Genomic DNA, 11,832 nt, shown 5'->3' on the forward strand with positions numbered 1-11,832 from the left:
CCGCGGGAGGAAGGTTCAGCAGACGTCGTCCTGCAAGGCGTCATAGCCCTCCTCACCGGTGCGGACCTTGATGACATTCTCCACATCGTAGACAAAGATCTTGCCGTCGCCGATATGGCCGGTGTACAGTGCCTTTTTCGCGGTGGAAACCACCAGTGATACCGGCAGCTTGCATACCACGATATCCACCTTCAGCTTGGGACGGACGGTGGCTTCCATCATGACGCCGCGATAATACTCGCTGGCGCCGCGCTGCTCGCCGCAGCCCAGAACATTGGTGCAGGTCATGCCGGTGATGCCGATATCAAACATGGCGGACTTAAGCGTATCGAATTTGCCCTGACTGCAGATAATCTCAATTTTCGTCAACTTTATTCCGGCGGGAGCCACAGGGACCGCGTCCTGCGCGGTGGGGGTAACCAGCTCCACGGGAACCGCTTCCCGAACGGGAACGCTGCCCGTGGGGGCGTCTTCGTCGTCGTAGTCGTTGCGGGTGAAGGTAAAATCGGCGTAGGCGCTGAGCAGGCCGTGCTCGGTGGAGTCCAGACCCTCCAGCTCCTCCTCACGGGGGACCCGCAGGCCGATGGTATGCTTGATGATCTGGAACACACAGGTCATTGTGACGGTGACCCAGGCGGCCACGGCCAACACGCCGATAAGCTGCACGATCAGCTGGGCAAAGCCGCCGCCATAGACAAGGCCGAGGCCGGAGCCCTTGGTCAGAACATCCGCGTCGGTATATGGATCGAAGTAGGCAAACACACCGACCAGCAGCGTGCCCATCGCGCCGCAGCAGCCATGGACGCCCACCGCACCGACGGGATCATCGACTTTCAGCTTCTGGTCAATGAACTCCACGCCGAACACCACGGTGAATCCGGCGATGATGCCGATGATGGCGGAACCGGTGACGGTGACGGTGGAGCAACCGGCGGTGATAGCGACAAGACCGGCGAGAGAACCGTTCAGCGTCATGGACACGTCGGGTTTCCCGTACCTTACCCAAGTGATAATCATGGCGGTGAGTGTGGCGGTGGCAGCCGCCATATTGGTGGTGATGAAGATGCGGCTCACATTGTTGGTCAGTCCGTCGATTGCCAGGGAGGAGGCCGGGTTGAAGCCGAACCATCCAAACCACAGGATGAACACACCCAGGCAGCCCAGCGTGATGGAGTGGCCGGGAATGGCGCGGGGCTTTCCGTCCTTGCCGTATTTACCGATGCGGGGCCCCAAAATCAGCGCGCCGATAAATGCACTGATTCCGCCCACCATGTGAACGGCGGTGGAGCCGGCGAAATCGTGGAAGCCGTAAGCGCCTAGGTTGGGAAGAAGGCCGCCCGCGGTGCCCAGGGTACTGAGCCAGCCGCCGCCCCAGATCCAATGACCGGAGACGGGATAGACAAACAGGGAAATGACGACTGAGTATACGAGATAGCTCTTGAATTTTGTCCGCTCAGCCATAGCCCCGGAGACGATGGTGGCGGAGGTGGCGCAGAACACTGTCTGGAAAATCAGGGAGGTCCAGTCCGTATCCGCCGCGGCGGCCACAGAAGGCGTTCCCATGATGCCGGGAATCAGCTCCGGCCCAAACATAATGCCAAAGCCGATCAGCCAGTAGACGATGGTGCCGCAGACGAAATCCATCAGATTCTTCATGCAGATATTGCCTGCGTTTTTCGCTCGGGTGAAGCCTGTCTCCACCATAGCGAAGCCTGCCTGCATGAAGAAGACCAGCGTAGCCCCTAGCAGGACCCATAATGTGTTGATTGCACTCATTTTCCTCTCCTCCTGTTTATGCCCAAAATAAACACGCAAAAAATGGCAAAGGCGCTGGAGAGCGATTTGCTCTCTCCAGCGCCTTTGCCAGATACGATGGTATGACTTTACCATGGAAACGGATATACGTCAACCGGCGGATTCCCCAAGAAAGTTGCAGTTCTGCACAAAATAATTCGGCCTATTAGACATTTCCCACAAGATTTGTATAGCCGATCAGGAATCGGTCTACCTCCGCAGCAGCGGCCCGGCCCTCTGCGATGGCCCAGACCACCAGCGACGCGCCCCGGCGCATATCCCCGGCGGCAAAGACCTTTTCCACGTTGGTGCAAAAGCGGCCCTTTTCCGTCAGGACGGTTTTGTCTTTTTCCACGCCGAAGGCTTTGCAGACATTTTCTGCGCAGCCGGAGAAGCCGGTGGCCCCAACCAAGAGCTGACAGGGAAGGGTGTCGCCCTCCGTGGTGACGACGCCGGTCAGCGCTCCGTCCTCTCCGGTGGCGAGACTTTGGACCTGAACGCCGAAGCGCCGGGGGTCCGCACCGGAGATGGCGACGGCTTCCTCGTGGGCGTAGTCCGTGGGGAGATTCCCATTGACGTCCAGATAGTCTTTCCTTGGACGCCGCACGAGCTGGGTGACGGAATTGCAGCCCTGCCGCAGAGCGGTCGCCACGCAGTCCGAGGCGGTGTCTCCGGTGCCGATAACTACCACATCCCTGCCCTTGGCAGAGGAAGCGGGAGCGATTTCCATGCCAAAAACCTGCTGTTCCACGGCGGATTTCAGGTACTCCGTGCCATAATACACGCCGGTGACACCCTTGGTATCAAAGTCCATGGGCCTGGGACGCTCCGCGCCGCAGCAGAGAATCACCGCGTCATACTCATCCATGAGCCGCATGGCGGTCTTTGGCTGGGCGGCATCCACACCGGTGACAAAGGAAACTCCCTCGTCGGTCATCAGGTCAATTCGCCGCTTGACCACGGATTTCGGCAGCTTCATGCCGGGGATACCATAGGTCAGCAGTCCGCCCGGGTGAGCCTCCCGCTCAATGACGGTGACAGAGTGACCTCGGTGATTCAGCTGGTCCGCCGCGGCCAGTCCTGCCGGGCCGGAGCCGACGACGGCAATCTTTTTTCCAGACCATTGGGGCGGGCGGCGGCGCTTTACCCTGCCGGAGGAAAACGCGTCCTCAATGATGCATAGCTCGTTATCCCGGATGGCGACGGCGCTGCCATACTGCCCGCAGATGCAGGCCTGTTCACAGGGGGCGGGGCAGACCCGCCCGGTGAATTCCGGGAAGTTGTTTGTTTTTAACAGGCGACTCAGCGCGTGGCCGCGGTTGCCCGACCAGATCATGTCGTTCCACTCCGGGATCAGATTATGGAGAGGGCAACCAAAGACCTTCCCCTCATAGATCATTCCCGCCTGGCAGTAGGGAACGCCGCAGTTCATGCACCGCCCGCCCTGCTGGGCGCGGGCGCCGTCAGACAGAGGAATATGAAATTCGTCCCAGTTTCCCACCCGTTCCAGAGGGGGACGCTGAGGGTCATCCTTGCGAAGATATTCCAAAAATCCGGTGATTTTACCCATAGTTCTGTCTCCCTTCATGCCCGCGCGTGGGCGTAAAACGCCTCAATTTCCGCCTGCTGGCGGTTCATTCCCTTCTCCTCCCACTGGGCGATGGCTCGGAGCATCCGATCATAGTCGATGGGCATGACCTTTTTAAAGCAGGGAATATAGGACTGAAACGCGGCCAGAATCTTTTTGCCCCGGGGGGACCCGGTGGCGGCCACGTGCTCTTCGATCAGGGAGCGAAGCTCCTGAATGTCGTGCGTCTCGGTCAGCGTGTCCGTCAACACCTGTTCCTTGTTCAGGCGCAGGTACAGATCGTGCTTTTCGTCCAGCACATAGGCGATGCCGCCGGACATGCCCGCCGCAAAATTTTTCCCGGTGGGGCCGAGAATGACCACCCGGCCGCCGGTCATATACTCGCAGCCGTGGTCTCCCACGCCCTCAACCACGGCGACGGCTCCGGAATTGCGGACACAGAACCGCTCACCGGCCATTCCGTTGATGAATGCCCGGCCAGCCGTGGCGCCGTAGAGCGCCACGTTGCCCACGATGATGTTCTCGCCCGGCTTGAAGACGCTGCTTTTCGGCGGGTAGAGGAACAGCTTGCCGCCGGAAAGCCCCTTGCCGAAGCCGTCGTTGCAGTCGCCCTCCAGAGCCAGAGTCAGCCCTCTGGGAATGAATGCGCCGAAGGACTGCCCACCGCCGCCGTGACAGGTGACGACATAGCTGTCATCCGTCAGGGAATTGCCGCATAGATTGGTGATTTCGGAGCCGAACAGAGTGCCGAAGGCGCGGTCAGTGGACGAAACATTCAACTCCAGTTTTCCTGACTTTTTGCCTTTTAGGGATTTCCCCAGCTTTTCCAGCAAAACGCTCATGTCCACGGTCTTCTCAAGCTGGAAGTCATAGACTTCGGCGGGGGCGAAATGGGGCACATGGTCTCCGTGGGGATTGTACAAAAGCCCGCTGAGATCCAGCGTTTCCGCCCGATGGGTGACCAGTTTGTCCCGCACTCGCAGCAGATCGCTGCGGCCCACCAGCTGGTCCACGGTGCGTATGCCCAGCTTTGCCATAAATTCCCGCAGCTCCCGGGCCACGAAGTACATGAAATTGACCACATACTCCGGCTTTCCCGCAAACCGTTTGCGAAGCTGGGGGTTCTGGGTGGCAATGCCTGCGGGGCAGGTGTCCAGATTACATACCCGCATCATGCAACAGCCCATGGTAACCAGCGGAGCGGTAGCAAAGCCGAATTCTTCGGCGCCCAGCATACAGGCGATGGCCACATCCCGGCCAGTCATCAGCTTGCCGTCGGTTTCGATGACCACCCGGCCCCGGAGGCCGTTCTGGATCAGCGCCTGGTGCGCCTCGGCAACGCCCAGCTCCCAGGGAAGGCCGGCCCCCTGAATGGAGCTTTTGGAGGCCGCGCCGGTCCCGCCGTCGTGGCCGGAGATGAGGACCACCTGTGCGCCCGCCTTGGCAACGCCCGCGGCGATGGTTCCGACGCCTGCTTCCGAGCAAAGCTTCACGCTGATGCGGGCGCGGTGGTTGGCATTTTTCAGGTCGAAGATCAGCTGCGCGAGATCCTCAATGGAATAGATGTCATGGTGAGGCGGGGGAGAGATCAGCGTCACGCCGGGGGTGGAATACCGGGTCTTGGCGACCCAGGGGTAGACCTTTGCGCCGGACAGGTGTCCGCCCTCCCCGGGCTTGGCTCCCTGAGCCATTTTGATTTGAATTTCCTGCGCGCTGCAAAGATATTCACTGGTGACGCCGAACCGGGCGGAGGAAACCTGCTTTGTGGCGGAATTCCGTTCCGAGCCGAAGCGCTCCGGGTCCTCGCCGCCTTCACCGGAGTTGGATTTTCCGCCGATGCGGTTCATGGCGATGGCCATGCACTCATGGGCTTCCTGAGAGATGGAGCCATAGCTCATGGCCCCGGTCTTAAAGCGCTTCACGATGGATTCCGCACTCTCCACTTCCTCCAGCGGGATGCCGCTGCTTTCGTCGAACCGAAAGTCCAGCAGGCCCCGCAGCGTGTGGGGCTTGTCGGCAAAATCCACCAGTGAGGCATACTCCTTGAACACATCGTAGTTATCTTCCCGCACGGCCTTTTGCAGCAGCAAAATGGTGCGGGGATTATACATGTGATCCTCTTTGTCGGGGCCGGAGCGCAGCTTGTGGGCGCCGGTGGAGTCCAACGTGGTGTCATAGCCAAGGCCCAGAGGGTCAAACGCCTGATTGTGATTCCACTCCACACCCTCGCCAATCTCAGAGAGGCCAACACCCTCCACCCGGCTGGTGGTGTTTGTAAAGTATTTGTCGATGACAGAGCGGTTAATACCCACGCACTCAAAGATCTGGGCGGACTGGTAGGACTGGATCGTGGAGATGCCCATTTTAGAGGCAATTTTCACGATGCCGTGGAGGATGGCGCTGTCGTAATCGTTCACCGCCGCACCGGGATCCTTATCCAAAAGACCCACCGTCACCAGCTCCGCCACGCACTCCTGTGCGAGATAGGGATTAATGGCCTGCGCGCCGTAGCCCAGAAGCGCTGCGAAGTGGTGTACGTCCCGGGGCTCCGCACTCTCCAGAATCATGGAGACGGCAGTCCGTTTTTTGGTACGCACCAGATACTGCTGCAAGGCGGAGACCGCCAGAAGGGAGGGGATGGCCATGTGGTTTTCATCCACGCCCCGGTCGGACAGGATCAGGATATTGGCCCCGTGGCGGTATGCCCGGTCACAGTTGACAAACAAACGGTCCAGCGCGTGCTCCAGAGGCATACCGGGGTAGTACAGCAGGGAGATGGTCTCCACGCGGAAGCCGGGGCTGTCCATATAGCGTATTTTCATCAGGTCCACGGAGGTCAGAATGGGATTGCGAATCTCCAGCACCGTGCAGTTTTCCGCCTGCTCCTGAAGCAGGTTGCCGCCCGCGCCCACGTAGACCGTGGTGTCGGTGACGATCTCCTCCCGGATGGCGTCCATGGGCGGATTGGTCACCTGAGCGAACAGCTGCTTAAAATAGTTGAACAGGGGCTGGTGCTTTTCACTGAGCACCGCAAGCGGCGTGTCCACGCCCATGGCGGAGGTGGGCTCCGCCCCGTCCCGGGCCATGGGGAGCAGGGAGTCCTTGACCTCCTCATAGGTATAGCCGAAGGCCTTGTACAGCCGGTCCCGCAGCTCCTGGGTGTGGGTCTCCACCTGCCGGTTGGGGATGGGCAGATCCTTCAGCTGGACCAGATGCTGGTCCAGCCATTCGCCATAGGGCCGACGGCGGGCATAATTTTCCTTGATCTCCCCGTCGTCCACCAGCCGCCCCAGGGTCAGGTCCGCCAGCAGCATCCGCCCCGGCTGAAGCCGGGATTTTTTCACAATCTTTTCCGGCGGAATGTCCAGTACGCCCACCTCGGAGGAGAGAATCAGGGTCTGGTCGTCGGTGAGATACCAGCGGCAGGGCCGAAGGCCGTTCCGGTCCAGAATGGCGCCTACCGTGTCTCCGTCAGAGAAGACGATGGCGGCGGGGCCGTCCCAGGGTTCCATCATGGTGGCGTAATAGTGATAGAAATCCCGCTTCTCCCGGTTCATCCTCCGGTCGTTGGCCCAAGGCTCCGGAATGCACATCATAACGGCCTGAGGCAGGGGAATGCCGTTCATCATCAAAAATTCCAGAGTGTTGTCCAGCATGGAGGAATCGGACCCGCTCTGGTCTACCACAGGGAGAATTTTATCCATGTCCTCCTCCATGACGGCGGAGAGCATGGTCTCCTCCCGGGCCAGCATGCGGTCTACGTTGCCCCGGATGGTGTTGATCTCACCGTTGTGCAGGATGTACCGGTTGGGGTGGGCGCGCTCCCAGCTGGGATTTGTGTTGGTGGAAAAACGGGAGTGGACCAGGGCAATGGCACTCTCACAGTCAGGGTCGGAGAGGTCGGGATAAAACTCCCGCAGCTGTCCCACCAGGAACATGCCCTTGTAAACGACGGTTCGGCTGGAAAACGAGGGAACGTAGGTGATGACGTTGGACTGTTCAAATACCCGCCGGGCAACATACAGCTTGCGGTCAAAATCCAGTCCCCGGGCACAGCCTACCGGGCGCTTCACAAAGCATTGGCAGATGTGGGGCATACAGAATCGGGCCTTCTCCCCCAAAACCTCCGGACGGGTGGGAACGTCCCGCCAGCCCAAAAATTCCATGCCCTCCTTGGCCACGATGATCTCCAGCATTTTCTGCGCCTGGGCGCGCTTCAGCCCGTCGGCGGGGAAGAAAAACATCCCCACGCCGTAGTCCCGCTCGCCGCCCAGGGCGAAGCCCTCCGCTGCAGCCACTTTCGTCATGAGCTTATGGGGAATCTGGAGCATCAGACCAACGCCGTCGCCGGTCTCTCCGGCGGCGTCCTTGCCGGCGCGGTGCTCCAGCTTTTCCACGATTTTCAGCGCGTCGTCTACTGTCCGCCAAGTTTTTTCACCCCGCAGGCTCACCACGGCGCCAATGCCGCAGGCGTCGTGTTCCATGTGGGGGTCGTAAAGAGGTGTATGCTGCTGGTGAGGGTCATCCATGGGAAACAGCTCCAATCTATTAGTAAATTTCACCGCAGGGCGGAAAGTCCTCCCTGCGGCAGTATTTCAAAAACGCCCCGTGCAGGCGGGACCGTAATCGTGCGCAGAATGAGATGCGTGCAGCGGCAGCTCCGCCTGGGAACACGCCCTGTCAGACGGCTCCGTGGGTATAGGAGTCCACGATCAATCGCGCGGTCTCCGTCAGCTTCAGGCCGGTATCCATGCTCCGCTTCTGCAAAAAACGGTGTGCTTCGGCCTCGGTCATGCGGTTGATGTCCATCATCAGCTCCTTGGCCCGGCGGATAAGACGCTGCTCATCCTCCTGACGGGGCGGAGCGGGATGACGGAAATTTTTGGCCTCGAATCTTCGCAGCAGATCCAGTGAGGCGAAAAAGTCTGCCCTATGGGTGGGAGTGGGCAGCTTAAAGAGATTTTCTCCCTCGCAGAAGTCCAGGTTCGCGGCGGTGGATATCACCAGCAGCGCGGCAGTGTCCCGGAGAGAGGCGGCCAGCTCGTTTGCGGTCATGTCCCGCAGATGGAAGCTGCAGATGATCACGGCACTGCCCAGCTTCCGGGCGGCGCGAATTGCCTCCGCACCCGCCGCACAGCAGCAGGCCGGCACATAGCCGTCGGTTTCCAGCAGCTTTATGATACGCCGCTGCGCTTCCGCATTGGGAAATGCGACGATGATCCGGTCCATGACCTCTCCCCCTGTCCTGCGCTGTTTGCTAATCCGATTTCCCGTGCGGGAAATCAACACCGTCGTGCGCCTGCCCGCAACCCGGCGGGATGGTTGAAAAAGTGCGGTTGTAACGCTCCTTCTGCCTTAAATGCGGACTGTGGGAGATGTCAATACGTGACCAGATACTTCCCCAGCTCCCAGGGTGTGACCTGCGAGCGGTATTCGTCCCACTCCCGCAGCTTGCCGGTGACGTATTGCCCGGTGACGTGGGGACCCAGGGCGTCGGTGATGACGCGGTCCGCCTCCAGTGCGAAGATCGCGGTCTCCAGCGTATCGGGCAGACTGGCGATGCCGTGTCTGCGGAGACTTTCCACGTCCATGGTGTAAAGGTTTTCCACAGTTTCTTCGGGTGGCGTCAATTTCCGCTCAATTCCGTCCAGTCCCGCCGCTAGACACGCGGCAAAGGCCAGATACGGATTGCATGCGGGGTCGGGGCTGCGCAGCTCCACCCGTGTATCCTGCCCACGGGGGGCCGGAATGCGAATGAGCGCGGAACGATTGGAGGACGACCAAGCAAGGCAGCTGGGGGCCTCGTATCCCGACACCAGCCGCTTATAGGAGTTCACCAGTGGATTGGTCACCGCACAAAAGCCCTGCGCGTGCTCCAGAAGACCGGCGATAAAGCTGTAGGCCAGGGGAGAGAGCTTCCTGGGGTCGGATTCATCATAAAAGGTATTCTTCCCGTCCTGAAACAGCGACATGTTCACGTGCATTCCGTTACCTGCCGCACCGAAAACAGGCTTTGGCATGAAGGTAGCGTGGAGGCCATTTTTCTGGGCCAGGGTTTTTACAGCCAGCTTGAAAGTCATGATATTATCGGCGGCTTTCAGAGCATCGACGTATTTTATGTCAATCTCATGCTGCCCGGCGGAGACCTCGTGGTGGCTGGCCTCAATTTCAAAGCCCATTTCCTCAAGAGTCAGGCAGATCTCCCGGCGGGTCCCTTCGCCGTGGTCCAGAGGCCCCAGATCGAAGTACCCCGCCTGATCGGCGGTGGCGGTGGTGGGGTTGCCTTCATCATCGGTCTGAAACAGGAAAAATTCCACCTCCGGCCCCACATTGAAGGTGAAACCCAAATCCGACGCCCGCTTTACCGCCCGTTTCAGCACATTTCGCGGGTCGCCCAGGAAGGGTGCGCCATCCGGGTTGTAGACGTCGCAGATCAGCCGGGCCACCTTCCCGTATTGGGGCCGCCAGGGCAGCACCGCGAAGGTGTCCAGATCCGGCCACAGGTACTGGTCGGACTCCTCAATGCGGACGAAGCCCTCAATGGAGCTGCCGTCCAGCATGATTTGATTGTTCAGCGCCCGTTCGATCTGCGAGGCGGAGATGGCCACGTTTTTCATCTGCCCAAAGATGTCTGTGAACTGCATCCGAATGAATTGAATGTCCTCATCCTGTACCATGCGGAGGATGTCTTCCTTGTTGTACTTGCTCATATAACAGTCTCCTTTCGGCTGGAAGCCTGTGATTTATTATTCCGCTTAGTTTTACACAATAACGTAATAAAGCGATAGGTAAAAAAAGGGCGCGACGAAACCTTCGAGGGGGCTCCGTTGCGCTCTCTTGCGTGAAATTATAGCGTTGAAAGGCCGTGTTGTCAACGCTTTTCAGGGATTCGGTCCGGCGGACGGGCGGATTTCATGGCTTTCTCTAAAACCGGCAGTTTCCACAAAAAAACTTTGTGCAATTTACATACCCCCTGAAACCGTTTTCGTATGAAAAACATTTATTTCCATAGGACGCACAAGCGGGAGCGCAATGGACTGTGCGCTTGACGTTGGTTCCCTGGGGCCGTATACTATAACAATTATGAGGAAAAACCTCCCAAAGCGGAGTGCTTCCGCCTTTTCAGGGGCGAAATGAACGGAGAAACAGGAGGAAGAGTTTTATGAAACAGGCATTGTATATCGACTGCTGCATCCGGGGCAGACAGTCCCGCACAAGGAAACTGGCCGAGGCGTTTTTTGCCGCGCTGCCGAAAACATGGAAGGTCACGACGGTAAATCTGATGTTGGAGGACCTGCGTCCTCTCAGCGGGGAATTTTTTGCCGGGCGGGAGGCTCTGCTTCAGGCCGGAAAGACCGACGACTCCCGGTTCGACCGGGCGCGGCAGCTTGCGGCGGCGGATCTTGTGGTGATTGCCGCGCCGTTTTGGGACATGAGCTTTCCGTCCCTGCTGAAGATTTATATTGAGAACGTGTCGGTGGAAGGCATTACCTTCCGCAGTACGGAGAAGGGCTTGAAGGGCCTGTGCACGGCGGAGCGGTGCGTGTTTCTCACCACCCGCGGCGCTGCGTATGCGCCCGGTGACCCCATGGAGCAGGCCATGCCTTATCTTCAGGCCATCCGAGTATTTTTTGGGTTTGGAGAACTGGACTGCGTAGCGGCAGACGGCCTGGATCTGGACGGTGCGGACGTGGAAGCCCTTGTGGCGGACGCCTGTACCCGCGCGGCCGCGCTGGCGCAGACCCTGTAAAGCTCCGAAACTGAAAAGGACGTTCCGGACGGCAAAGCCGGGACGCACAAAGGCCTCCGAAAAAGTCCGTGGGACTTTTCGGAGGAGACAAAGAATCTCTCTCCGGCAGCCTCGGCTGACCGGACGATGCCGATCATGGAGGACTGCTTATGCTGACCATTGAAATCCCCGGCCGTCCAGCTTTGAAGCTGGACCATCTGGTTCTGGATTACAACGGGACCGTTGCCGTGGACGGCGCTTTGCTGGAGAGCGTGCGCCGCCGCATTCCGCAATTGAAGGAACAACTGACCATCCATGTTCTCACCGCCGATACCTACGGCACGGTGGCTGCGGAGTGCCGTCCCTTGGGCGTGGAGGTGGAAACCTTCCCCCGGGAGGGCGCGGCGCTGTGCAAGGAACGCATTGTGAAAGCGCTTGTGGGAGGCAAAGTGTGTTTTGGAAACGGCTTTAACGACATTCAGATGTTTGACGCGGCGGATCTTTCTGTCGCCGTGTTGGAGGGAGAGGGCCTTTGCGCCGAACTCCTGACCCACGCGGACGTAGCCGTGGCCAGCGCCGCCGATGCGCTGGACCTGCTGCTGAAGCCGGACCGCCTGCGGGCGACCCTGCGAACTTGAAGAGGCTGTATCTAAATCCGGAAAACAACTTGAGCAGTACACAGCAAGAGAAGCCTCTGCCTGCTGCTGGAAACGGGTTCAGG

General features: G+C 59.4%; 7 protein-coding genes. 2 read left to right on the plus strand and 5 right to left on the minus strand.

The genetic code is table 11. The annotated features are described in order from the left end of the window. Positions 1-15 precede the first annotated feature (15 nt). The 5 genes from ABWQ15_RS09875 to glnA all read right to left on the minus strand — a co-directional run bounded on the left by ABWQ15_RS09875 (position 16) and on the right by glnA (position 10,092). The gene (locus ABWQ15_RS09875; protein ID WP_353908607.1) at positions 16-1,776 is read right to left on the minus strand and encodes an ammonium transporter; all 1,761 of its coding nucleotides are present in this window, start codon (positions 1,774-1,776) and stop codon (positions 16-18) included. Positions 1,777-1,960: 184 nt separating this feature from the next. Further along, on the minus strand, positions 1,961-3,364 hold the full coding sequence (locus ABWQ15_RS09880) for a glutamate synthase subunit beta (protein WP_353908608.1): 1,404 nt from the start codon (positions 3,362-3,364) through the stop codon (positions 1,961-1,963). A 14-nt stretch (positions 3,365-3,378) separates the two neighbouring features. After that, positions 3,379-7,911, minus strand: coding sequence for a glutamate synthase large subunit (gltB, locus tag ABWQ15_RS09885; protein ID WP_353908609.1), 4,533 nt, complete (start codon positions 7,909-7,911; stop codon positions 3,379-3,381). A gap of 151 nt (positions 7,912-8,062) precedes the next feature. Further along, positions 8,063-8,611 carry an ANTAR domain-containing response regulator gene (locus tag ABWQ15_RS09890; protein WP_353908610.1) on the minus strand — a complete coding sequence of 183 codons (549 nt, stop codon included), beginning with the start codon at positions 8,609-8,611 and terminating at the stop codon, positions 8,063-8,065. Between the two features lie 149 nt (positions 8,612-8,760). Continuing rightward, positions 8,761-10,092: a type I glutamate--ammonia ligase gene (gene glnA, locus ABWQ15_RS09895; protein ID WP_353908611.1), complete on the minus strand. Its 1,332-nt coding sequence runs from the start codon at positions 10,090-10,092 to the stop codon at positions 8,761-8,763. Between the two features lie 452 nt (positions 10,093-10,544). Here glnA and ABWQ15_RS09900 point away from each other — a divergent pair, with 452 nt between their 5' ends. Further along, on the plus strand, positions 10,545-11,132 hold the full coding sequence (locus tag ABWQ15_RS09900; protein ID WP_353908612.1) for an FMN-dependent NADH-azoreductase: 588 nt from the start codon (positions 10,545-10,547) through the stop codon (positions 11,130-11,132). 149 nt (positions 11,133-11,281) lie between these two features. Continuing rightward, positions 11,282-11,749: an HAD family hydrolase gene (locus ABWQ15_RS09905; protein WP_353908613.1), complete on the plus strand. Its 468-nt coding sequence runs from the start codon at positions 11,282-11,284 to the stop codon at positions 11,747-11,749. The last annotated feature ends 83 nt before the right edge of the window (positions 11,750-11,832 follow it).

This window comes from Oscillibacter sp., assembly GCF_040505565.1.
Classification (GTDB): domain Bacteria; phylum Bacillota; class Clostridia; order Oscillospirales; family Oscillospiraceae; genus Oscillibacter.